At 72.3% G+C, this 21,697-nt stretch carries 24 protein-coding genes; 10 read left to right on the forward strand and 14 right to left on the reverse strand.

Annotated features, from left to right (window positions below; all coding sequences use genetic code 11):
* Positions 1-116: 116 nt before the first annotated feature.
* On the reverse strand, positions 117-1,073 hold the full coding sequence (locus ABT137_RS09680; protein WP_351705148.1) for an endonuclease/exonuclease/phosphatase family protein: 957 nt from the start codon (positions 1,071-1,073) through the stop codon (positions 117-119).
* A 122-nt stretch (positions 1,074-1,195) separates the two neighbouring features.
* On the opposite strand from ABT137_RS09680, the gene ABT137_RS09685 reads away from it, so the two are divergent.
* The 3 genes from ABT137_RS09685 to ABT137_RS09695 all read left to right on the forward strand — a co-directional run bounded on the left by ABT137_RS09685 (position 1,196) and on the right by ABT137_RS09695 (position 3,794).
* Positions 1,196-2,623, forward strand: coding sequence for an amidohydrolase (locus tag ABT137_RS09685; RefSeq protein ID WP_351705151.1), 1,428 nt, complete (start codon positions 1,196-1,198; stop codon positions 2,621-2,623).
* A 169-nt stretch (positions 2,624-2,792) separates the two neighbouring features.
* On the forward strand, positions 2,793-3,449 hold the full coding sequence (locus ABT137_RS09690; protein ID WP_351705154.1) for a DUF899 domain-containing protein: 657 nt from the start codon (positions 2,793-2,795) through the stop codon (positions 3,447-3,449).
* A gap of 165 nt (positions 3,450-3,614) precedes the next feature.
* Positions 3,615-3,794 (forward strand): DUF8839 family protein, encoded by a 180-nt coding sequence (locus ABT137_RS09695; RefSeq protein WP_351705157.1) that lies wholly within the window; start codon positions 3,615-3,617, stop codon positions 3,792-3,794.
* 105 nt (positions 3,795-3,899) lie between these two features.
* Here the strand turns inward: ABT137_RS09695 and ABT137_RS09700 are convergent, their stop codons facing one another.
* The 3 genes from ABT137_RS09700 to ABT137_RS09710 form a co-directional block, all read right to left on the reverse strand.
* Positions 3,900-5,858 (reverse strand): ABC transporter ATP-binding protein, encoded by a 1,959-nt coding sequence (locus ABT137_RS09700; RefSeq protein ID WP_351705813.1) that lies wholly within the window; start codon positions 5,856-5,858, stop codon positions 3,900-3,902.
* A gap of 359 nt (positions 5,859-6,217) precedes the next feature.
* Positions 6,218-6,655, reverse strand: coding sequence for a hypothetical protein (locus tag ABT137_RS09705; RefSeq protein ID WP_351705160.1), 438 nt, complete (start codon positions 6,653-6,655; stop codon positions 6,218-6,220).
* Entirely contained in the window at positions 6,652-7,359 is a 708-nt protein-coding gene (locus ABT137_RS09710; protein WP_351705163.1) for an ATP-binding protein, read from the reverse strand. Before ABT137_RS09710 ends, ABT137_RS09705 begins: the two co-directional genes overlap by 4 nt.
* 441 nt (positions 7,360-7,800) lie before the next feature.
* On the opposite strand from ABT137_RS09710, the gene ABT137_RS09715 reads away from it, so the two are divergent.
* The 3 genes from ABT137_RS09715 (at position 7,801) to ABT137_RS09725 (ending at position 9,824) form a co-directional block, all read left to right on the forward strand.
* Positions 7,801-8,661 carry a Sco1979 family transcriptional regulator gene (locus ABT137_RS09715; RefSeq protein WP_351705166.1) on the forward strand — a complete coding sequence of 287 codons (861 nt, stop codon included), beginning with the start codon at positions 7,801-7,803 and terminating at the stop codon, positions 8,659-8,661.
* Positions 8,662-8,937 carry a DUF397 domain-containing protein gene (locus ABT137_RS09720; RefSeq protein ID WP_089100964.1) on the forward strand — a complete coding sequence of 92 codons (276 nt, stop codon included), beginning with the start codon at positions 8,662-8,664 and terminating at the stop codon, positions 8,935-8,937.
* 104 nt (positions 8,938-9,041) lie between these two features.
* Positions 9,042-9,824, forward strand: a complete 783-nt coding sequence (locus tag ABT137_RS09725) for an SAM-dependent methyltransferase (protein ID WP_351705169.1) — start codon at positions 9,042-9,044, stop codon at positions 9,822-9,824.
* A 274-nt stretch (positions 9,825-10,098) separates the two neighbouring features.
* Here the strand turns inward: ABT137_RS09725 and ABT137_RS09730 are convergent, their stop codons facing one another.
* From ABT137_RS09730 to ABT137_RS09760, 7 genes are all read right to left on the reverse strand, one after another.
* A complete protein-coding gene (locus ABT137_RS09730) occupies positions 10,099-11,040 on the reverse strand; it encodes a hypothetical protein (RefSeq protein WP_351705172.1) in 942 nt (313 codons plus the stop codon).
* Positions 11,040-11,540 (reverse strand): PEP-utilizing enzyme, encoded by a 501-nt coding sequence (locus ABT137_RS09735; RefSeq protein ID WP_351705175.1) that lies wholly within the window; start codon positions 11,538-11,540, stop codon positions 11,040-11,042. Before ABT137_RS09735 ends, ABT137_RS09730 begins: the two co-directional genes overlap by 1 nt.
* 49 nt (positions 11,541-11,589) lie before the next feature.
* A complete protein-coding gene (locus ABT137_RS09740) occupies positions 11,590-12,006 on the reverse strand; it encodes a hypothetical protein (RefSeq protein WP_351705178.1) in 417 nt (138 codons plus the stop codon).
* A 30-nt stretch (positions 12,007-12,036) separates the two neighbouring features.
* Positions 12,037-12,255 (reverse strand): hypothetical protein, encoded by a 219-nt coding sequence (locus ABT137_RS09745; protein WP_351705181.1) that lies wholly within the window; start codon positions 12,253-12,255, stop codon positions 12,037-12,039.
* Between the two features lie 388 nt (positions 12,256-12,643).
* Positions 12,644-14,131 carry a glutamate synthase subunit beta gene (locus tag ABT137_RS09750; protein WP_351705183.1) on the reverse strand — a complete coding sequence of 496 codons (1,488 nt, stop codon included), beginning with the start codon at positions 14,129-14,131 and terminating at the stop codon, positions 12,644-12,646.
* Between the two features lie 246 nt (positions 14,132-14,377).
* Positions 14,378-14,857 carry an anthrone oxygenase family protein gene (locus ABT137_RS09755; RefSeq protein WP_351705816.1) on the reverse strand — a complete coding sequence of 160 codons (480 nt, stop codon included), beginning with the start codon at positions 14,855-14,857 and terminating at the stop codon, positions 14,378-14,380.
* Positions 14,858-15,025: 168 nt separating this feature from the next.
* On the reverse strand, positions 15,026-15,727 hold the full coding sequence (locus tag ABT137_RS09760; RefSeq protein ID WP_351705186.1) for a DUF2293 domain-containing protein: 702 nt from the start codon (positions 15,725-15,727) through the stop codon (positions 15,026-15,028).
* 173 nt (positions 15,728-15,900) lie between these two features.
* Here ABT137_RS09760 and ABT137_RS09765 point away from each other — a divergent pair, with 173 nt between their 5' ends.
* Together ABT137_RS09765 and ABT137_RS09770 are read left to right on the forward strand one after the other, a co-directional pair.
* Positions 15,901-16,533 (forward strand): nucleoside/nucleotide kinase family protein, encoded by a 633-nt coding sequence (locus tag ABT137_RS09765; protein ID WP_351705189.1) that lies wholly within the window; start codon positions 15,901-15,903, stop codon positions 16,531-16,533.
* A 115-nt stretch (positions 16,534-16,648) separates the two neighbouring features.
* Positions 16,649-17,062: a PPOX class F420-dependent oxidoreductase gene (locus ABT137_RS09770; RefSeq protein ID WP_351705192.1), complete on the forward strand. Its 414-nt coding sequence runs from the start codon at positions 16,649-16,651 to the stop codon at positions 17,060-17,062.
* Positions 17,063-17,085: 23 nt separating this feature from the next.
* Here the strand turns inward: ABT137_RS09770 and ABT137_RS09775 are convergent, their stop codons facing one another.
* Positions 17,086-18,213 carry a magnesium and cobalt transport protein CorA gene (locus ABT137_RS09775; protein ID WP_351705195.1) on the reverse strand — a complete coding sequence of 376 codons (1,128 nt, stop codon included), beginning with the start codon at positions 18,211-18,213 and terminating at the stop codon, positions 17,086-17,088.
* A gap of 199 nt (positions 18,214-18,412) precedes the next feature.
* Here ABT137_RS09775 and ABT137_RS09780 point away from each other — a divergent pair, with 199 nt between their 5' ends.
* Complete coding sequence (locus ABT137_RS09780) at positions 18,413-19,207, forward strand: methyltransferase domain-containing protein (protein ID WP_351705198.1); 795 nt, start codon at positions 18,413-18,415, stop codon at positions 19,205-19,207.
* A gap of 28 nt (positions 19,208-19,235) precedes the next feature.
* On the opposite strand, the gene ABT137_RS09785 is transcribed toward ABT137_RS09780, so the two are convergent.
* Together ABT137_RS09785 and ABT137_RS09790 are read right to left on the reverse strand one after the other, a co-directional pair.
* Positions 19,236-20,162 (reverse strand): carbohydrate kinase family protein, encoded by a 927-nt coding sequence (locus tag ABT137_RS09785; RefSeq protein ID WP_351705201.1) that lies wholly within the window; start codon positions 20,160-20,162, stop codon positions 19,236-19,238.
* A 68-nt stretch (positions 20,163-20,230) separates the two neighbouring features.
* Positions 20,231-21,139 carry a pseudouridine-5'-phosphate glycosidase gene (locus ABT137_RS09790; RefSeq protein WP_351705204.1) on the reverse strand — a complete coding sequence of 303 codons (909 nt, stop codon included), beginning with the start codon at positions 21,137-21,139 and terminating at the stop codon, positions 20,231-20,233.
* Positions 21,140-21,236: 97 nt separating this feature from the next.
* Between ABT137_RS09790 and ABT137_RS09795 the strand changes: the two genes are divergently transcribed.
* Positions 21,237-21,665, forward strand: coding sequence for a VOC family protein (locus ABT137_RS09795; RefSeq protein WP_351705207.1), 429 nt, complete (start codon positions 21,237-21,239; stop codon positions 21,663-21,665).
* Positions 21,666-21,697: the final 32 nt, after the last annotated feature.

A 21,697-nucleotide genomic window follows, 5' to 3' on the forward strand; every position in this document is an offset into this window, starting at 1 on the left:
GGGCGACGTGATTATCGCGGAGGCCGTTGTCGCCCAGTGTCAGCCCGAGGCCGCCCCCCGGGTCCCGGTCCGCCCGAGGCCGTCACGCGTCCCGGAGGAGTGGGCAGCGTCTGGCCTCAGTCCGCGAACCGCGCCCACACCGGCGCGTGGTCCGACCCCGCGACTCCGCGCCGCTTCGCCGGATCCTCGCCCACCGACGGCAGGTCCGGCGGTGTGCTGGTGCCCGGCAGGCCCGTGCCCGCCTCCGTCAGCCGGTGCACCAGGTGGTGGCTGAGGAGTATGTGGTCGATCAGTTCGTGCCGCCCGGAGTCGACGCGGGAGTAGCGCTGTTCCGCCGGTATGCGCGGGGCGATGTCCCACAGCCGTACGGCGTCGCCCTTGTCCGGGTGGTCGTAGCCGGAGGTGCCGAGTTCGGAGCCGGGCGGGCCGAGGAGGATCTGGGTGGTGGCCGCCAGTATCTCGTCGTTGAGGTCGCCGAGGACCGCGACGTCGCGGGACGTGCCCTGCCCGGCGAGCAGTTCGTCCGCCAGCGCCCGCAGCGCCGTCGCCTCGGCGGCGCGCCGGTAGAGCGCGTACGCCCCGTAGCGCGCCCGTTCGCCCTCGTCGTGCGGGTAGAAGCGGTCGCCGGGATAGGTCAGGAGCTTGGACTTGAGGTGGGCCACGGCCACCGTGAGCGGTCCGGCCGGGGCCTGCACCGTGACCGCCAGGAAGCCGCGCCCGGCCTGGGCGGCGGTCGCGCCCGAGTCGTCCGTCTGCACCGGGCGCAGTCCGGCCGGGAACGCGGCGGTGTCGACGGCCACCGTCAGCTCGGTACGGGCCAGGAAGCCGACCCGGATGCCCCGGCCGTCGGGGTGCGAGGAGAGGGTGAACCGCCAGCTCTGGCCGAGCAGTTCGGCCAGGTCCGCCAGGGCGTCGGGGTCGCCGACCTCCTGGACGCCGAGCAGGGTCGGGTCGAGCGCGCCGATCACGGAGGCGAGGGCGGCGAGCTTCGCCTCGTAGGCGGACTTGTCCTTGGGGCCGTAGGGGCTGCCGGGCCGGTAGAGGTTTTCGAGGTTCCAGGTGCCCAGGAGCATGCCGGGCTCCTTCCAGGAGGTGGTGCGGCCAGCGTGCTCGTCCGCGCCGCCCTGCGACAGTGCCGGGACCGGATGCGCGGTTCGGCTCACTCGGGCCGAGGACCGTGCCCTACGTTGGGGGGATGAGCTCCGCTCCCGCAGATCGCGGCGCCGGTTCCGCCGGCCGTGGCTCCGCTGCCGCAGGCCTCGTCATCACCGGTTGCACCGCGCTCGTCCACGACGACCAGGAGCGGATCGGCTTCCTGGAGGACGCCACGATCGTCGTGCGGGACGGGATCATCGAGGCCGTCGGCGCACGGGGAGACGTCGACGTGCGGGCGGACGCCGACGCAGCAGCGGAAGCCGACGCCGCCGTCGTCGAGCGGATCGACGGGCGAGGGCAGGTCGCCGTGCCGGGGCTGATCAACTGCCATACGCACGCGCCCATGGTCGCGTTGCGCGGACTCGCCGAGGACCTGCCCACCGAGGCGTGGTTCAACGACGTCGTCTGGCCCGTCGAGTCCAACCTCACCGAACGGGACGTGGAGCTGGGGGCGCGGCTCGCCTGTGCCGAGCTGATCCGGGGCGGGGTCACCTGCTTCGCCGACCACTACTTCCACATGGACGCGGTGGCCGCCGTCGTCGCCGAGTGCGGGCTGCGGGCCCATCTGGGGGAGGCGTACTTCTCCTCGCAGGGGGACGCGGGCCGGGAGCGGTCGGCGGAGTTCGCGCTACGGCACCGGGGGCGGGCCGGCGGCCGTATCACCACCGCCCTCGCCCCGCACGCGCCGTACACCGTCACCGACGCCGACCTCGCCGCCACCGCCGAACTCGCCCGCGCCCACGGCCTGCCCGTGCACCTGCACGCCGCCGAGAACCGCGACCAGACCGAGACCAGCCTCGCCCGCCACGGCGCCACCCCCGTCGAGATCCTGGACCGCGCAGGTCTCCTCGACACGGACCTGCTCATCGCCCACGGCACCGGCATCCTCGACCGCGACCTGCCCCTGCTGGCCCGCACCGGCGGCCGTACGGCCGTGGCGACCGCGCCCCGCACCTACCTCAAGTTCGGATGGCCCACCACCACACCGGTCCGCGCCCTGCGCGCCGCGGGCGTCCCGGTCGGCCTCGCCACCGACGGCGCCGCCTCCAACAACTCCCTCGACGTGTGGGAGTCGATGGCGCTGACCTCGCTGATGCAGAAGTCCAGCGAGGGCGATCCACGCTGGCTGACCTCCCGCCAGGCCCTGCACCACGCCACGCTGCAGAGCGCGCGGGCCGTCGGGCTCGGCGCGAGCATCGGCAGCCTGGCCGCCGGGCGCCGCGCCGACATCGTCCTCGTCGACATCTCCGGGCCGCACACCCAGCCCGTCCACGACCTGGCCGCCACCCTGGTGCACAGCGCCCGCTCCGCCGACGTCCGCACGACGATCGTCGACGGCCGTGTCCTGATGCGCGACCGCGAGCTGCTCACCCTCGATGTGCCCGCGGTCGTCCAGGAGTTGGCGGACCGGCTGCCCGGGCTCGTCGACCGCGGACACGGACGGCGCATCCAGGAGTACGACACCTGACGGGCGCGGGCCTGGGCCCACAAGGGTGTCGGGGCACGGGCACGCAAGGGTGCCGAGGCACGGGCACGCAAGGGTGCCGGGGCACGGATTAAAAATCCTCGGCGGCGCCGATGAGTTCTCTCCCCTCCCGCGGTCACCACCCGGAACCGACCGTTGTACAGGAGGGCCCATGTCGCTTCCGGAGATCGTCTCGCGTGAGCGGTGGCGTGCCGCGCGTGCGGAGTTACTGCGCAAGGAGGAGGCGCTCACGCGGGCGCGGGACGCGCTGAGCGCCGAGCGGCGCCGGCTGCCCATGGTCGAGGTGGACCCCGAGTACGTCTTCGAGGGCGGTGACGGCAAGGCGACTCTGCTGGACCTCTTCGAGGGGCGGCCCCAACTCGTCGTCCACCACTTCATGTTCGCCCCGGAGTGGGAGGCCGGCTGCCCCTGCTGCGCCACCTTCCTGGACCAGATCGGCCACCTCGCCCATCTGCGGGCGCGTGGCACCGCGTTCGCGGTGGTCTCGCGGGCGCCGTTCACCAGGATCCTGCCGTTCAAGGCGCGGATGGGCTGGACGCTGCCCTGGTACTCGTCCTGCCACACCGACTTCGACCGTGACTTCAACCGCGACTTCGAGGCGACCATCGTCGTGGACGACGAACCGGTCGAACGGCCCGGCATCAGCTGCTTCCTGCGGGAGCACGACCGGGTCTTCCACACCTACTCGGTGTACGACCGCGGACTCGACGGACTCGGCCCGACGACCTCCCTGCTCGACCTGACGGCCCTCGGCCGGCTGCCGGAGGGCGGTGACCGCGTCCTCTATCACGACGAGTACGAAGACTGACACAGCCGGTCACGGAAGTGGCCGAAAGTCAGCCGAAAGTCAACGGACCCTCACCGTCCGCGCCGACGGTGTGTCGGGTATGTCTCAGTAGCGTCACCGGGCGAGCCATTCGCGTTCTCCAGAGCGTTAACTCCTACAGGTACGACGCATTTCTGGAGGTGCAGGATGGTGAACGGGCGAACCGTGCTCGAGCGCTTTCCCGCAGGCGGACCGCGAGGATCATGGCCTGCGGAGGAGTTCGCGCAGGCCCGGCGGCTGGAAGGGATGCCCGCCGAGGTCGTGATGGATCTGGCCACGGACACGTTCCTGGTGATCGTGCGCGGCGCCGGCGGTGTCGAGAGCTGACCGGCCTCTCACGACTGACCGGCCTCTCACGACCGACCTGCCTCTGACGGCTGACCGCCTCCGGACCGCTGACCGGGCCTTGGACCGCTGACCGCCCCCGGACCGCTAACCGGCTTTGCGGACCGGCAGTTTCACCGTGAACTGGTTCGCCTGGAGCGCGTACAGCTCCGCGTAGACCCCGCCGCTCGCCAGGAGTTCGTCGGGGGTGCCCGACTCCACCACCCGGCCCTGGGCGAGGACGTGCACCAGATCCGCGTGCCGGACCGACGCCAGCCGATGGGTGATCAGTACGACGGTCTGCCCGCTGCCCGCCAGCGCGCGGATCTTCTCGAAGACCTCCAGCTCGGCCCGGGCGTCCAGGGCGGCCGTCGGCTCGTCCACGATCAGGATGCGGCCGCGCCGGTAGGCGGCCCGCGCGATGCCCAGCCGCTGCCACTGGCCGCCGGACAGCTCGTGCCCGCCGCTGAAGTTGCGGGCCAGCAGGGTGTCCAGGCCGCGCGGCAGGTCCTCGACCACCTCCTCCGCGCCTGCCTCCGCGACCGAGGTGGCCAGCCGCTCGTCGGTGAGCGGTGCCGACGAGCGGCCGACGGCCACGTTGACCTTGGCGGTGAACGGCCAGCGCTTGAAGTCCTGGGCGACCATGGCGATGCGCTCGGCGAGCCGGTGCCGGTCGGCCCGTGCCGCGTCGACGCCGTCCCACAGGATGCAGCCGCGATCCGGCTGGTACAGCCCCGCCAGCAGCTTGACCAGGGTGGTCTTGCCGGAACCGTTCTCGCCGACCAGAGCGATGATCCGGCCGAGGGGGAGCGCGAGCGTCACGTCGTCCAGGGCGGGGCGGGCGGCACCACCCGGACGGTCACCCGGATGATCGCTCGGATGATCGCTCGGATGATCGCTCGGATAGGTGAAGGTGACGTTCTCGAAGCGGATCTCCCGGGGATCGTCGGGGAGCGGGTCGCCGCCGACCGGGATCGCCCGTTCGGCCGCCTCGACGTACAGCCGCTCCAAGTCGCCCACGAACAGCGCCTCCTCGTGCAGCGTGTTGATCTCCAGCACGAGGGTGTTGAGGCTCGCCGAGCCGCTGCGGATCGCGATCACCGCCGTACCGGCCACCGACAGGGCCATCGCCCCGCTCAGCAGCAGCCCGCCCAGCGTCGCGTACGTGGCGACGGTCGCGAGGCCGGTCCAGGCCGCCGCGATCAGGCCGGTACGGGCCGCCAGCCGGGCCAGCCGGGCCTGCTCCGCCTCCGCCGTCTCCGACATCGCCCGGTAGTGCCGCAGCAGGAACGGGCCGACCCCGTGCACCCGGATCTCCGGCGCCGCCTCCGGCTCGGTGAGCAGGGCGCTGATCAGGTGGCCGGCGCGGGCGTGCTGCACCCAGGTGTGGAACGACTCGTAGCGGCGCCGGGCGTTGGTCAGGGCGCCCCAGGCGCTCGGGATCGTCATCGTGATCAGCAGCGGGAGCAGGGCCGGGTGCAGCACGGTCAGCACACCGGCCGCGGTGATCAGCGAGATCATCGCGTTCACCACGCGCGTGCCGTACATGATCATGCGGCGGGCCGAAGATGCGCCGTACTGCGCGGTGTCCAGCAGCTTGTGGAAGGCGTGGTCCTCGATCGCGGCGAGTTCGACGGCCGCGGCCCGCTCCAGGTACATCTCGGTCGCCACCCGCTCGACCTTGGGCTCCAGGCGGCCGGTGGCGTACGTGGACGCGGCGCGCAGCAGGGCGGCCACGAACATGACGGCGGCCATGACCACCAGGGCGGGGGCGGCGCTGCGCAGCCGTTCCTCGATGGTGCCGGTGCCGATCAGCCGGCCGAGCACGCTGTTCACGGCGAGCAGGCTCACGGCCTGGGCCACCCCGACGCCCACCTGCGCGGCCAGCACGATCCGCGCGGCCCCGGCGTCCGCCTGCCGGGCCAGCCGCAGACTGGACGCGAGCATGCCGGGCAGCCGGGTCATCATGGCGCGGAAGTCCAGCTCCAGGAAGGCGTTTCCGTGCTGGCTCCAGCCCATGTCGTAGCGGAGCGGTCCCCCGAACAGCAGCTGTTCCGACTCCGACATCTCGGGTGCCGCCGTGTCCCGCCTCTTCCTCACCGCGATCCTCCCCGGGGCCGTGTCCGAGTCCGTGTCCGTGACGGCGACTGAGTCCGTGTCCGTGACCGTGACTGAGCCCGTGTCCGTGACGGTGACTGTGACCGTGGACGAACGGCCACTATCGCGGGCGGAGCCGCCACCGGGCAGGGCGCGCGACGAGGCTCTCGGGGCGCGGGGGAGTGCGCGAGGGGTACGGATCGAGGGGACCCCGACGTGCGGGGGAGTGCACGAGCGGCAGGGACCGAGCAGATCCCGAGCCACCACGGAGCCGACTCACGTCCCGAGAAGGCCGGTTCCGCCCCTCTGCCGGCCGAGGCCGCGCAGCGTCACGCGCTCAGGGGACGGGACCACTCCGGTGTCGTTCCCGTCATCCGGCACAGGGCGAGGTACAGGGGTATCGGTGGGGTGTACGGCACCGTGCCCTCGGGGCGGTGGATCAGGCGGGCGGTGTCGGGAAGCGGGGCGCCCGGGCCGTAGTGGGCGGGGGCGGGCCAGGTGAGGGCGTCGTCGGAGTCCGACGGGACGATCCACCACCAGTGCGTCCCATCGGCGTACACGCATCCCACCCGCGGCAGTCGCGGTACCACCAGCGGCCCGAGCCGTGCCGGTACCGCCACCGCGTCGCAGCCCAGCGGTGCCGTCATGCCCTCGGGCACCGGGAACGACCCGCCGACACCGCCCGCGGACGACGACCGCCGGTCGCGCTTCAGGCGGATCAGCGTGTCGAGGCCCAGCGAATGGCCGGAGCCGGATGCGCCGTTCATGCCTGCCTCCGCCGGGGCACCGGCCCCAGCGCCTCGGACTGCCCCTCCGCGCCGGAGCCCGACGACGGCCGGGGCACCGTGGTGTGCGCCGGTTCGTGGGACGAGCCGTGTGACGGACCCGGAGCGGGACGCGCGCCCCAGCCCAGGTCGTTGCGCGGCTCGCCGGTCTCCCGGGCGGCGTCGGTCTGGCGCCGCAGCTCCGCCCAGACCAGCAGCCCGGGCCCGTGCTCCTGAGCCCCCCAGGCCTGGCACAGCGCCTCGACGAGGAGCAACCCCCTCCCGTGCTCCTCCTCCGGGCGCTGCGGGGACGGGTGGGGCTCGTCGGGCGCACAGCCCTCGTCCTGCACGGCGATGCGCACCGTGTCGTCGTGGTCGTGCAACTCGCATACGACGCGACTGCTCGCGGTGTGCACGATCGCGTTGGTGACCAGCTCGGATATGACCAGGGCTGCGGTGTCACAGGTGTCCGCGCAGACCGACCAGCCGGCCAGCCGGGCACGCACCAGGCGTCTCGCCTGAGCGGGGGAACCCGGATGAGCGGCGAGCTCGAACCGGAACCGGCGCGTGGCAGTGCCCTCACCTGGGTCGACTGCCTCCCCCACGCTCGAACGAGTTCGCACGGGAGGACCCCCATCAGCACCGAGACCAAGACGGTCTGCGGTGGTGTCTGTTCCTAAGGGCGCGGACGGAATCACGCTTGCCACTATCTCCCCGCCGTGAACACTTGGCAAGTGTCACTCTGAAAAATGCAGAGTGCTGTGTGACGCGGTGAAGGGCCGTGGCACACTGCTCGCAACAGCATGTCGAGCGGCGCCAGTTGGGATGAGTGAGGATCCGACGGACCGATCCGGCCAATGAGATCGATGCGACCGAACAGGATGTTCCGGCTGTTACGGCCAATTCGGTCTTATTGGTTGATTCGGTGGTTTCTGCCGGGTCTTCGAGTGAGTCTTCGAATGGCGCCGCTGGGCTGTCAGCATGCCGGGTGACACCTGTATGTGCGGCGTGACGGTGTGCATGCGTGATCGTGTGCGTGCGTGACCGTGTATGTGCGTGACCGTGTATGTGCGTGACCGTGTATGTGTGTGGCGGCCAGGGCGCAGGCGAGCCCGGCCGGGGAACAGTGAACTTCGTGGAGGTGGAGCGTGAGCGAGCCGCGGTCCGCGCCGACGGTGGGCCAGGTGGTCCTCGGTCGGCGCCTCCTCGACCTCCGGGAACGCGCGGGGCTCAAGCGCGAGGAGGCCGCCCGTGTGCTCCGCGTGGCGCCCGCCACCGTCCGCCGTATGGAGATGGCCGAGGTCGCCCTCAAGATCCCGTACCTCCAACTGCTCCTGAAGGCCTACGGGGTGACCGACGACGAGGCCGACCTCTTCGTCCGGCTCGCCGAGGAGGCCAACAGGCCCGGCTGGTGGCAGCGGTTCCACGACATCCTGCCGAGCTGGTTCTCCATGTACGTCAGCCTGGAGGGCGCGGCGAGCCTGATCCGCTCCTACGAGCCGCACTTCGTGCCCGGGCTGCTGCAGACCGAGGACTACGCGCGCGGGGTGCTGAAGTCGGGCGCCGTCGGCCAGACCGAGCCGGAGGAGATCGAGCGCCATGTCGCCCTGCGCATGCAACGCCAGCAACTGCTCACCCGTGCCGAGGCGCCCCGCTTCTGGGCGGTGATGGACGAGACCGCACTGCGCCGCCCGGTCGGCGGTCCGGAGGTGATGCGCGCACAGATCGACCGACTGCTCGACGTCACGAAGCTGCCCAATGTGACGCTCCAGGTCGCCCCGTTCTCCAGCGGGCCGCACCCGGGGACGTACGGGCCCTTCGTGCTGTTCCGATTTGCCATGCCCGAACTTCCGGACATGGTCTACAGCGAGTACCTGACCGGCGCCGTCTACCTGGACGCGCGCACCGAGGTGGCGACCCACCTCGAGGTCATGGACCGCATGGCGGCGCAGGCCGCTACGGCACAACGCACGAAGGAGATCCTCCGGGATCTCCGCAAGGAGCTGTGAATGGATCGCATAAAGCCCCAGTCCGGGCCGCGGAACCGTACCGAGCGGATCTACAACGGCATGCCTGCCCGGGAACTGGGCAGCGAGGGCTGGCACAAGCCGTGGAGTGGCGGAAACGGGGGCAACTGCCTGGAGGCGATGAAGCTGGCCGACGGCCGGATCGCCGTCCGTCAGTCGACCGACCCGGACGGGCCGGCGCTGATCTACACCACGGACGAGATGACGGCCTTCATCGAGGGCGCCAAGGCGGGGGAGGCCGACTTCCTGCTCTCCTGAACCTCTTCTGTCTCCTTCTGCCTCCTTTTCTTTCTTCTTATTCAACTTCTTTGTAATGGTGCTGAATTGATCATCGACCGCGTCAGACGTTTACGGAGTGTCTCGTGATCGACACCAGCAAGCCGCACCCGGCGCGCATGTACGACTGGTATCTGGGCGGCAAGGACAACTACCCGGTTGACGAGGAGCTGGGGCGGCAGATGCTCGCCCTCGATCCCCGGGTGCCGGTGATGGCGCGGGTCAACCGCGCCTTCATGCACCGCGCCACCCGGTGGCTGGCCGAGCACGGCCTACGGCAGTTCCTGGACATCGGCACGGGCATCCCGACCGAGCCCAACCTGCATCAGATCGCCCAGGACATCGCGCCCGACGCCCGGGTGGTGTACTGCGACAACGACCCGATCGTGCTCGCCCACGCGGCGGCCCTGCTGCGCGGTACACCCGAGGGCGCGACGGAGTACCTCCAGGCCGACGTGCGCGACCCGGCGGCGATCGTCGCCGGCGCGCGGGCGGTCCTGGACCTCGACCGCCCGGTCGCGCTGTCGCTCGTCGCCCTGCTCCACTTCGTCTCCGACGAGGACGGGGCGCACGAACTGGTCGGCCGGCTGCTGTCCGAACTGCCGTCCGGCAGCTACCTGATGATGACCCACGCCACCGCCGACTTCACCCCGGAGGAGTCGGCGGCGGCCGTCGCGAAACTCAGGGCGGCCGGGGTCACCCTGGCGCTGCGCTCCCGCGAGGAGTTCGGCCGCTTCTTCGAGGGCCTCGAACTCGTCGAACCGGGTGTGTCGGTCGTCCACCACTGGCACCAGGAGCTGGGCGAGCCGGTACCGGGACAGGACGACGGGGTGATCCCGGGCTACGGGGCGGTGGCGCGCAAGCCATAGGCCCCCGCAGCCCATAGGTCCCCCGGAGCGCGGACATCACAGCCAGGACCAGATCCGCCAGGGCGCGGCAGGGCACGTCCAGGCAGGGCGCTTCGGGGCGAGGGGACGAGGGCGAAGGCCATGGGCGACCCGGGGGACTCGGGGACGGGGGCGCTTCGGCATCGTAACCCGGGGCTCGGACGGGCGAGTTGTCCGTGTTCGGCTCGGTGGGTGAGGCGTTGTTCACGTCGGTGGGCCGGTTCGGTGGGCCGGTTCGGTGAGTCAGCTCCGTGGGTCAGTCGTCGTCGGCATCCGCGTCCCCGATGCCGACGACCGTGAGGTGGGTGCGTTCGAGGGTGGTGTCCTCCAGGCAGCCGCGCAACCGCATACGGTCGTGCTCGGTGAGCGCGGGCCGTACGACCCCGGCGAACACGCCGTCTCCCAGGTCGCCGAGTACCGCGTGCCGCAACGGCACGGACGTGGAGTCCCGGCACCGCTCCCACACCTGCTCGGCGGCCAGCGCCCGCCGCTCACCCGTCATGCCGGCACCGCGGGTGTCGACCTGGACGAGCACGGAGGTCGCCTCGTCGTCGTTCTCGTGCTGCTCGCGCGTCTGGGTGAGGTCGGCGAGACCGACGACCAACCCGCCGAGCAGGGCGGCGCCGACGACGGCGCCGACGGCCAGGCGGACGGTGCGGCCCCGGGCGGCCCGGGGGAGCGCGGGGAGGTCCTCCGGGTCTGCCGGATCGCGTGAGCCGCGTCCGGGTTTGGGTGCGGGTGCGGGTGCGGCAAGGACGGCCAGCCGCCCCGCGAGCCGCCGTTCGGCGGGCCGGGCCGTCGCCGACGCGACCCGCTGCACCAGCCAGGCGAGCCCCGACAGCAGTACGCCGGTCACCATGAGGACGGGAACGAAGACGTACGTCCGGTCCGCGGTGTCCTCCAGCCAGCGGAACCGGGCGGCGACGCCGTGCCCGGGCACCGCCTCCCGCAACCGGGCCAGCACCTCCTCCTGCCGTACCGCCGACTTCCGGTGCCGCAGTTCGCCGTCCCGCAGCCGCTCCTCGATCCGGGTCAGCCGCCCCAGCAGCACGATGCCGAGCAGCATCACCTCCACGACCAGCAGCAGCACGCCGTACAGGATGGCCCGCTGCCACTGCCACCGGTACAGGTAGACGACCGTGTACGTCCCTGCCCCCGCGGCTGCCAGCCCGCCGAACACATACGCGATCCGCCGCATCACCCGCCTCCCGCCCGTACGTCACCACCGGTCCCGTCGACGGCGATCCGCGACCCGGGCCGGAACCGCCGTACCGCGTCCGCCGCGCCGACCACCGCCGGTACCCCGAACTCCCGTGCCAGCACGGCAAGATGGGACAGCGGACTACCGGTCTGCGCGACCAGCCCGGCGAGACCGGGCAGCAGCGGGGCGAGGACCGGATCGAGGGTCCGTACGACGAGCACGGCGTCGGCCGGCCGGGGCCCGGACCCGTCCCAGACCGTCCCGACCGCTCGGCCGCCCGACACGCCACGCGCGGCGCCGTGTCCCCTGCGCTCGGCGACGACCGCGCCGTCCGCCAGCCGGAAGGCGTCCGGGAGAGGCGGCGACTCGGGCTCCGGCACGCGCGCGTGGACATCGGCGGGAAGCGCGGCACCTTCGAGCACGGCGACCAGTTCCGGCCACCGCAGCAGACCGGCCCGCTGCACGCCCAGCCCGAGCCGCCGTGCCGCCTCCCGCACGAGCCGGACCTGTCACTCCTGAACCCACCGGACCCGGAGACGAAGGGCTTCACGAGGCGGGAGGGCGGGGGAGCCGTGGTTTGCCGGGGAGGTGTGGTTCGGCGGGGAGCCGTCGCTCGGCGGCGAGGTGTGGCTTGGCGGGGAGCCGTCGCTCGGCGGGGAGGCGTGCGGGACGGTCGCGGAGACGCTGCCGGCCCAGCAGCCGGCGCGGCGCGCTGCCTCCGATGTCCAGCGCGGCGGCGAGCCCGCGGGCCATGGGCGTCACCCACAGGTCCGCCTCCAGCGGCAGGAGCTGTCCCGGCAGCGTCTCCGCGACCGGTCCGGGCCCGAGCAGCCGTGCCCCGCGCGCAGGCCGGGCCGCCGTACCGAAGTCCGCCCAGCCGCGCACGTCGAGGACGGACGTGAACTGCCCCGCCAGAGACGAGGACTCGGTGTCCTCCTGGGGCGAGGAGGACCGTACGACCAACGGCAGGGCACCGCCCTCGGAGAGTTCCTGTCAGGCCGGCCACAGAGCGGCCGGATCGCCGTGGGCGCCGGCGGCGCCGTCGAGGATGACGAATCCGGGGAGCACCGGCAGCCCGGCACCCGCGGCACGCGCGAGGTTGGCGGCCTTGGAACCGGCGTGCAGGGGAAGCGCGGCGAACGGCTGGTCCAGCGGAACGGCTACCGGGCCCTGCGTCTCGACCAGCCCATGACGTTCGTCGAGCGTCGTCATCAACACCCTCCAGGACCGACCGTCAACAGGGGGGACGCGCGGGGGTGGCCCTGCGTCTGACGACGGAACGAAGGATGGGGGCGCCCTCGGCCGCCTCACTCCGGGCCGGCCGTGACACGCCTCCTGAGCCCATAATCCCACCGACGTTGAACTCCATGCCGTCTGCAGTCCACTCTCCGGCCGCCGGCGAAGGGATTTCGTGAGCCGGAAGGAGAACATCCCGACCGACTCGTCTCCCGGCAGTACGCCCCACCTCCTCCCCAGGGCCGAGAGCCTGCACCCTCCCCAGGGCCGAGAACCCACACCGCGCACGCCGACGCCCACCGCACCCCGCAACTCTCCCGCCGACCGCGCCTGTCGGCTCCGGTCCCGGCCCCTTCCTCGGCGCCTACACCGTCATCGGCCGGTCGTGCGGCGATATCGGCCAGGGCAGTTGCGAACTCCCTGTCAGGTAGTGGTCGACGGCCGCCGCCACCGCCCGTCCCTCGGCGATCGCCCACACGATCAGCGACTGCCCGCGCGCCGCGTCCCCGGCGGCGAACACGCCGGGCACGTTCGTGGCGAACCCCGCGTCCCGGGAGATGGTGCCGCGCGGCTCCGTCGCCACCCCCAGCTGGTCGATGAGCCCGTCCTCCCGGTCGGGCCCGGAGAAACCGAGCGCGAGCAGCACCAGGTCGGCCGGGAGCGTCCGCCCGGTTCCCGGCACCGGCAGCCGCGCCGCGTCCACCTCCACCAGATGCAGCGACCGCACATGCCCGTTCCCGTCGCCCGTGAAGCGAAGCGTCGACGCCGCGAACAACCGCGCGTCCGCGTCCGCCGAAGGCGCCGTCTCCAGGTCCCGCGCCTCCTCGTGCGCCGCCGACAGCCGGTAGATCTTCGGGTACGTCGGCCACGGCTCGATGTCCTCGTCCCGCTCCGCGCCCGGCTGCGCGTAGATGTCCAGCTGGGTCACCGACGCGGCCCGCTCCCGCAGCGCCGTCCCCAGGCAGTCCGCCCCCGTGTCACCCCCGCCCACGATCACCACATGCTTCCCGGCCGCCGACATCGGCGACTCGGCCAGATCTCCCTCGCACACCCGGTTGGCCAGCGGCAGATACTCCATCGCCTGGTGTATTCCGTCCAACTCCCGGCCCGGCACCGAAAGTTCCCGCCACGCCGTCGCCCCGGTCGCGATCACCACCGCGTCGTACCGGGTCCGCAGCTCCGCCGCCCGCAGGTCGCGCCCGACCGCCACGGACGTACGGAACTTCGTCCCCTCGGCCCGCATCTGGCCCAGCCGCCGTTCCAGATGGCGCTTCTCCATCTTGAACTCGGGGATGCCGTACCGCATCAGCCCGCCGAGCCGGTCGTCCTTCTCGTAGACGGCGACCGTGTGCCCGGCCCGGGTCAGCTGCTGCGCCGCCGCGAGCCCGGTCGGCCCGGACCCGATCACCGCCACGGTCCGCCCCGACAACCGCTCCGGTGGCCGCGGCGAGGCGAACCCCTCCGCCCAGGCGTGGTCCGCGATGGCGCACTCGACGTTCTTGATGGTGACGGCGGGCTGGTTGATCGCGAGCACGCACCCCGCCTCGCACGGCGCCGGGCACAACCGTCCCGTGAACTCGGGGAAGTTGTTCGTGGCGTGCAGCCGGTCGCTGGCCGCCCGCCAGTCCTCCCGCGACACCAGGTCGTTCCACTCGGGGATCAGGTTGCCCAGCGGACACGCGTCGTGGCAGAACGGCACCCCGCAGTCCATGCAGCGGTCCGCCTGCTTGCTGATGATCGGCAGCAGCGCGCCGGGGACGTACACCTCGTCCCAGTCCCGGACCCGTTCCTCGACGGGCCGCCGCGGCCACTCCTCGCGTGGCGTGGTCATGAACCCCTTGGGATCGGCCATGGTCGTCTTCCTCGCGTGCTGATACCCCAGGCCGTGCGTCATCGGGCGGCACTCTTTCGGCCACGATACGTCCGCTCGGTTACGCCCGCAGAGTGGCTGACAGCGCTTTCTGGTGAGGGCTTCCTCAGCGGGGAGCCAGCCGGATGCCAGCCGCCTGCCAGCCGGCTGGCAGGCGGCCGTCAGGCGGGATCCAGCCCCTGTCCAGCCGATATCCAGCCGTGGGGCCGATGTGCTCCCACGTCTGCCTCAGGACAGGGCCAGTACATACACGACCGCCGCCGCGGCCGCCGCGACGGTGCGCACGTGGTTCCAGAGCGTCCACTCACGCACGTACACCGGCCAGTAGGAGACGGCCTCCGGCGCCCCTGGCTCCAGCTTGGCCAGCGCCTCGTTCCGGGGCACGTTCGCCATCGCGGTCAGCCCGAACGAACCGAACAGATACAGCCCGCTGCCCAGCAGCAGCTCCACCTTCCCGTCGTCCGGCCACACCACGAACGTCACCACCGCGATCATCGCGCACACCACCGCCGACCCCGCGAACACCAGCATGAACGCCGGGGTCAGGGCCGCCCGGTTGATCGCGTTCATCGCGGCTATCCCCTGCGCCGGCGGCAACGAGGCCAGCCCGCGCATCACGAAGGTCGAGAACCCGCAGAACACCCCCGCCACCAGCCCGGCCCCCAGCACCCCCAACAGGACCAGCACGTAATACGGCCCGTCGATCACGGCCACCACACCCACTCTCGCCCATGGACGCCTCCGCCTCTCAGATCCATGCCCACGGGCCACCCCTCCCCATGACTGTGAAGCCCGTCCACATACACATCCGACCGGAATCACCCCCCACCTCCGTCCCCGCTCCCGCCGCCGCCGTGGCTCCACCCCTGCCCGCCGTCACCCGGTCAGGCGGATCTCCACCCCGGCCTCCCACTCCCGCAGCACCGCCTCCACCGTCCGCGCGATCCTTCGCCGCGCCTCGTACCGTGGCACCCCGCTCATCAGCAGCTGGTCGTACGGCGTGTCCACGTGCCGTACTCCGGCCACCACCGCCGAGACCACCGCCCCCTCCGTCAGCGCCCGCCCGGCCGCGGTCCGCCCGACCCGTCCGCTGCCCCGCACCGACGCGTGTGCCGCGATCGCCCGGGCCCGCTCCACCGGGCAGCCCGGGAACAGGCGCAGGATCTCCGCCGCGAACGCCTCCGTGAAGCGCACGTCCTCGGCCGCCCGCCGCTTCGTGTCCCGCGCCCGGCGCCGCCGCCGTGCCTCTGCGTCGGCCAGGCACCGCGCCTCGGCCCGGGCCAGCGCGGCCTCCTCGACCAGGACGCCCTGCCGCTCGTACCGGCTCTTGCGCCGGTTGAACCGGACCACCACCGCCGACAGCGTGCTCTCCTCCCGCGACCGCCGGGTCAGTGCCGTGTCGCCACGGGGCAGGAACACCAGATGCCCGAGATCGGCGCACTCGAGGCACCGCGGTACCCCGTCCTCCACCACCAGCAGCGACAGCGGCCCCCGCCGGCACGCCGCACACCGCTTGTGCCGCAGCGGCTGCACGACCAGAAGTCCACCGTGGTGAGGGGGAGTTGCAAGGCGTGTCATATGCGGTACTTTCCCCTCCCCGGGGACTGATCTCACGTCGTTCGCGTCCTCCCTGACGACCGGGCGACGGCATCCTCCCGCCCGGCGCGCGGCCCGTCACGCCAACCGTCACCGGTGCCCGGCCCCGGAACCACCCCGGCGTGCCCGAACGGCCGACCCGGCATCATGATCCTGTGCGACTCGAAGCGATCACCTGGGACCGGCTCGCCGAGCGTCTCGCCGAGCGGCTGGTCGAACTGAAGCCCGCCGACGGGAGTGCCTGGCCACGCGTCGCCTTCGACGGCGCCCCGGCCGCCCGGCCCGGCGACCTCGCGGAGCGCGTCGGCGAGGCGCTGCGCGTAAGGGGCCGGCCGTCCCTCGTCGTGGGCACCGAGGGCTTCCTGCGCCCCGCCTCGCTGCGCCTGGAGCACGGCCGGCGCGACGCGGAGTCGTACTACGGCGGCTGGTTCGACACCAACGCCCTGTGGCGGGAGGTCTTCGGCCCCCTCGATCCCGGCGGGAACGGTCGCGTCCTGCCCGATCTGTGGGACCCGGCCACCGACCGCGCCACCCGCAGCCCCTATGTCCAACTCCCGCCCGGTGGACTTCTGTTGCTGCACGGACCGCTCCTGCTGCGGCACTGGTTCCCGTTCGACCTGACCGTCCACCTCCTCCTGACTCCCGGTGCCCTGCGCCGCCGTACCCCCGAGACCGACCACTGGACCCTCCCTGCCTTCGAGCGCTATGCGGCCGAGACCGACCCCGCCGGCACGGCCGACGTCCTGGTCCGCGCCGACGACCCGCGGCATCCGGCGTGGAGCGGCTGAGTGGCCCCGCGGCGGGACCGGATCGAGGACGGTGCGGCCGGTCTGGCGCGGCTCGGCCTCGGAGGAGATCCGGTAAACCCTTTTATATGCACGCGCATATAAGTAGCCTGGCCGTATGCCTGCCTCCTCGATCACTCCCGTCACCTTCGACGACTCCCTCCGGGCCCTCCTCGACGCCAGGAACTTCGCCAGCGTCGCCACCCTCGGCCCCGACGGCGCCCCGCACAACTCGGTGGTCTGGATCAAGCGCGAGGGCGACACCGTGCTGTTCTCCTCCACCGACGGCCGTCAGAAGGTGCGCAACCTCCGCCGTGACCCCCGCGTCAGCCTCACGGTCTTCGACCTGGCCAACCCCTACCACTCGGCCGAGATCCGGGGCACAGCCGAGATCCTCCCGGACGAGGACAAGCGGCTCCCGCACGAGCTCTCCCACAAGTACCTCGGCATCGACCCACCCGCGGAGAAGGACGACGAGACCCGCCTGATCATCAGGGTCGTGCCGCGCCGGGTCGTCGCCTTCTCGGCCTGAGGCGCCGCCCGCGGCCGGGCGGCTCAGAGCCAGCCGTTGCGCCTGAAGCCGCGGTACAGCACCAGGCACGCCAGGGATATGACGCCGATGACGAGCGGATAGCCGAACCGCCAGTGCAGCTCCGGCATGTGATCGAAGTTCATGCCGTACACGCCGCACACCATCGTCGGCACGGCGATCACCGCCGCCCAGGCCGTGATCTTCCGCATGTCCTCGTTCTGCGCGACCGTCACCTGCGCCAGATGTGCCTGGAGGATGGAGTTGAGCAACTCGTCGAAGGCCGCGATCTGTTCCTTCGCCCGCATCAGATGGTCGAGCACATCCCTGAAGTAGGCCTGTATCTCAGGGTCGATCACCCGTATCGGCCGGGTGGTCAGCTCCTCCATCGGCCTGCCGAGAGGCACCACCGCCCGCTTCAGTTCCAGGAGTTCACGCTTCATCTGGTAGATCCGGCCCGGGTCGGCCCGTGCGCCGTTCTCCGCGAACACGTCCGCCTCGACCTGGTCGATGTCGCCCTGCACCGAGTCCGTGACGCTCAGGTAGTCGTCGACCACATGGTCCGCGATCGCGTGCAGCACCGCCGCCGGCCCCTTGGCGAGCTGGCTCGGCGTGGCCTCCAACTCCTCGCGCAGCGGCCCCAGCGAGCCGTGCCGACCGTGCCGTACCGTGATCACGAAGTCCTCGCCGACGAACACCATGATCTCGCCGGTGTCGACCACCTCGCTGGTCGCCGTCAGTTTCTCGTGCTCGACGTAGCAGACCGTCTTGAACACGGCGAAGAGCGTCTCGCCGTACCGCTCCACCTTCGGGCGCTGATGGGCCTCGACCGCGTCCTCCACGGCCAGCGGGTGCAGGTCGAACAGCTCGGCGATGCCCGCGAACTCGCTGTCCGTCGGCTCGTGCAGCCCCAGCCAGACGAACCCGTCTCCCCTCTTGCGCACCCGTTGCACCGCGGAGAACAGGTCGCTGCACTCCGGAACCCGGACCCCGTCCTCGTACGTCACGCAGTTGACCACCGAGGAGCCCAGCGGGGACCGTGCGTGATGGTTCAGGTCGACACGGGGCCGCCGCCGGGCCAGCCGCGCCACCCTGCGCAGGCCGCCGGTCCTGCCCAGCCCTGTGACCTTGCGCAGATTCCCTGCCATCGTCATCCGGATCTCCTTGCATGGATCCACTCGCGCAACGCTTCCCGCCTTGCCCGGCAAGTCTGCCAGCCCGGTGTGAGACACGGGTAAGCCTGTGGGAACAGCGGGTTCCGGTTGGTTCCCGCCTGTGGACAACCGCATTCCCGACCCGTGTCCCCGATCCGCGTTCCCGAACCGTGTGCCGGGCAACTGAAATCATCGCTTCATGACACAGGCCGACGGATATCTTCTCGACAACCGCCAGAGCGAGGCCGGACAGCGCTTCGACGCCTTCGCGAACCTCTTCGACCCGACCACCTTCCGCCACCTCGAGGCATTCGGTCTCGGACCGGGCTGGCGCTGCTGGGAGGTCGGGGCCGGCGGCACCTCCGTGGTGTCCTGGCTGGCCGGGAAGGTCGGGCCGACCGGCCTGGTCGTCGCCACCGACATCGACACCTCGCTGCTCGCCGCGGCCGCCCACGCACCCGTCGAGGTCCGCACCCACGACGTGGGCGCCGAGGAGCCGCCGGGGGAGGGCTTCGACCTGGTGCACGCCCGGCTCGTCCTGGTCCATGTGCCGGACCGGGAACGGGCGTTGCGGTCCATGATCAAGGCCCTGCGCCCCGGCGGACGGCTGCTGATCGAGGACGCCGACCCCGCCCTCCAGCCCCTCACCTGCCCCTACGAGTACGGCCCCGAGCAGCAGCTCGCCAACCGCCTGCGCCAGGGCTTCCGCAAGCTCCTCGCCGAACGCGGCGCCGACCTGTCGTACGGCCGCAAGCTTCCGCGGCTGCTCCGCGAGGCCGGGCTGCACGACGTGGAGGCGGACGCCTGCTTCCCCGTCGCCTCGCCCGCCTGCACCGCTCTGGAGTCGGCCACCGTCCGGCAGATCAGGGGCCGGCTCGTAGCGGCCGGCCTTGCCACCGACGAGGACATCGACCAGCACCTGGCCAACGTGGCGACGGGCAGCATGGACCTCGCCACGGCCCCGATGATCTCTGCGTGGGGCCGCAAGGCGTAGGCCCGCCGCTTCCCGGCGGGCGCCCGGGTCAGTCGCGGGCGGGCGGTCTCGCACCCACGCGTTCCACCGCCCGTGCGCCCGCCCGGCAGCCGAGCGCCGCCGCCTCCTGGGCATCCGTGCCGGCGACCAGCGCGGCGAGGAACGCCCCGGTGAAGGCGTCACCGGCGCCCGTGGTGTCCCGGGGCGTCGCCGGTGCGGCCGGGATGCGTGCGAGGACGCCGCCCGATCGGGCCACCAGCGCGCCGTCCGCTCCCGCCTTGGCCACCACCAGCGGCACCTGGCGGCTCAGCTTGGCCGCGGCGTCCGCCGGATCGGGCAGCCCCGTCAGCAGACAGGCCTCGTCCCGGCTCGGCAGCAGGACGTCGACCCCCTCGACGAGCGTCAGGAAGCGGTCCACGCCCAGCGCCACGAGGAACCCGGCCGACGCCGGGTCCAGGCTCACCGGTACGCCACGCGCGCGTGCCGCCGCCAGGGCCGTCGCCACCAGTGCCCGGCTCGGCTCGGAGAACAGCAGGTAGCCGGAGAGATGCAGCCGGGCCACCCCGTCGAGCAGCGCGTCCGACCAGTCGGAGGGCTCCAGCCGCAGGGACGCCCCGCTGTCCGTGAGGAAGGTCCGCTCGGCCGAGGCACCGTTGTCGACCAGGCAGATCACCGCCCCCGTCGCGGCCTCGGGGTCCACCACGAGCCGGGACCGCACCCCGGCGGCGGCCAGTTCCCGCTCGTGCCACTGGGCCGCGTCCGCGCCCACCCGCCCCAGCAGCCGTACGTCCGCACAGCCCGTGTGCGCTGCCCAGCAGGCCACGTTGGCGCCCGCCCCGCCGGGCAGGGTCCGGATCACGGCGGCCGTGTCGGTGCCGACCGCGAGCGGCCCCCGGTACCGCGCGACCACATCGGTGACGACGTCCCCGACGACCAGCAGCGCCCCGCCCGGAGCCCGGCCACCGCTAGGCGTCACTTCCCCGTCAGGCGTCAGCTCCCCACCAGGTGCCGCTGCCGCGCCCGGCGCCGCCGCCCGCTCGGTCGTCACCCCCTGGCCCACGCCGACGCGATCCGCGCCGCCAGCCCGACATTGCCGCGCACGGCCGCCAGGTTGGCCTCCAGGGAGGCGCCGTCCGTGTGCCGGACCAGATAGTCGAGCAGGAACGGCGTGACCGCCTGACCGGCGATCCCTTCCGCGTCGCACGCGTGCAGCGCGTCGGCGAGCACGCGTGCGTGCAGCGCGGGGTCGAGCTGCTCCGCCTCCGGGACGGGGTTGGCGACGATCAGCGCCGAGTCCGCCGCGTCCAGCGCGTCCTGTGCCCGCATGACGTCCGCGACCTGCTCCGGGGTCTGAAGCGTCCAGTCGACCGGATGCCCGGAGTCGGACAGATAGAAGCCGGGGAAGCGGTCCGTGCCGTAACCGGCGACGGCCACGCCCAGGGTCTCCAGGCGCTGGAGGGTCGCAGGCACGTCCAGGATCGACTTCACGCCCGCGCACACCACCGTGATCCGGGTGCGTGCCAGCAGGCCGAGGTCGGCGGACTCGTCCTGGGTCGCCGTCCACTCGCGGTGCACCCCGCCGAGACCGCCCGTCGCGAACACCCGGAGGCCGGCCAGTGCCGCCAGCTGCGCCGTCGCCGACACGGTGGTCGCCCCGCTCGCCCCCGCCGCCACGGCGAGCGGCAGGTCGCGGTGGCCCAGCTTGCGGATCCCGTCCTCGTTGGCGATCCGCTCCAACTGGTCCTTGTCCAGGCCGACATGGGGCAGCCCGTCCAGCACGGCGATGGTCGCGGGCACCGCGCCCGCACGTCGTACCGTGTCCTCCAGCTCCAGCGCCACCTGGAGATTGCGCGGGCGCGGCAGCCCGTGCGCGATGATCGTGGACTCCAGGGCGACCACCGCGCGACCCGCGCCGAGCGCCTCCCTGACCTCTTCCGACACCACCAGCACCACGCCTGCCTCCTGTCCGTCGGTCTTCCCTCATTTCTGGCGGGGGCCGTACCCGGCTAAACGCTTGCGGCCTGTGGGGGACGCCACCAGCCTGGGCGGCATGACGAATCACCCGGTACGCCTGGATCACGTCGTCCTCTGGGTCGCCGACCCGGCCGCCGCGGCCGGCTTCTACGAGCGGATGCTCGGCCTGGAGCCGCTGCGGGTCGCCGAGTTCACCGCTGGAGAGGTGTCCTTCCCCTCCGTACGCGTCAACGGGGAGACCATCATCGACCTCGCGCCGCTCACCCTCGCCGAGCGCATGCCGGCACTTCCCGGCACCGCCGACAGCGCGGGCCACCCCGTGAACCACGTCTGCCTGTCCCTGCCGTCCGACGCCTTCGACGCCCTGCGCGCCCGCCTCGCCGAGCACGCCGTCCCCATGACCGACATCGGACGCGACTCCTTCGGCGCCCGTGGCAAGGCCCCGCGGAACTTCTACTTCCGGGACCCCGACGGCAACGTCGTCGAGGCACGGCACTACGCCTGACCGCGCCCGCGGAGCGCCGCACGGAAAGGACT

Source organism: Streptomyces sp. NPDC001980 (genome assembly GCF_040296885.1).
Classification (GTDB): domain Bacteria; phylum Actinomycetota; class Actinomycetes; order Streptomycetales; family Streptomycetaceae; genus Streptomyces.